At 38.3% G+C, this 726-nt stretch carries 2 protein-coding genes; both read left to right on the top strand.

Features of this window, described 5'->3' with window-relative positions; genetic code table 11:
- The coding region (locus EOD41_RS20965; RefSeq protein ID WP_205780620.1) for a hypothetical protein at window positions 1–186 on the top strand (186 nt) is incomplete at its 5' end.
- Between the two features lie 225 nt (window positions 187–411).
- Window positions 412–627, top strand: a complete 216-nt coding sequence (locus EOD41_RS21320) for an integrase core domain-containing protein (RefSeq protein ID WP_394342480.1) — start codon at window positions 412–414, stop codon at window positions 625–627.
- Window positions 628–726: the final 99 nt, after the last annotated feature.

The raw sequence follows: 726 nt of genomic DNA, 5'->3' as shown, positions 1-726 counted from the left end.
ATTAAAGACCTGGAGAAAGAGTTAGCTGACGCTAAACTGAAGCTGGTTGCTTATGAAAAACTGATTGAAATTGCCGAACAGGAAGAAGGAATCATTATCTTAAAAAAGACGAAGCCAAACAATCCGGGAGCTTGCCAGAACCTACCCAAGAAAAGTAAGTACGTTCTGTGCGTTGTTTGGCTATAGCAAACAAGCTTATTATAAAGCGCAAACCCAACATTCTTTAGTAGCAAATAAACAACAACGAGCCAAAAACTTAGTGCTTGGCTTGCGCACATTGAAAGCTTTACAAATGGCAATAAAGAACAGGAATATAGTGACCAGGCGCTTATACATTACTCCGACAGAGGGTTACAGTATTGTAGTAAGCTATATACAGATTATCTGAAGGATAACTATATCACCATTAGTATGACTGAGAATGGCGATCCGTACGAGAACGCGATTGCAGAACGTGTAAATGGCATCCTCAAAGATGACTTCGGACTATCAGAACAGCTAAATAATATCAGCGAAGCAATGCACCAAGCTGCTCAAAGCATTAGTATATATAACAATAGCAGACCTCACTTAAGCTGCAATATGCTAACACCAGTCCATGCATCAGCAAAAAGAAATCAGACTTAAATCTTACAACAAAAAAGCTCAAACATCTTTAGTGGATGTTTGAGCTTTTTTATCAATGTTGTGCAATCAAAAATAGTCAACCTATTTCAGGACTACTCA

Origin of the sequence: Mucilaginibacter limnophilus (genome assembly GCF_004005815.1) — a bacterium.
GTDB classification, from domain to species: Bacteria; Bacteroidota; Bacteroidia; order Sphingobacteriales; family Sphingobacteriaceae; genus Mucilaginibacter; species Mucilaginibacter limnophilus.
The sequence above is the reverse complement of the archived record's forward strand: the minus strand, read 5'-3'. Positions and strand labels throughout refer to the sequence as shown.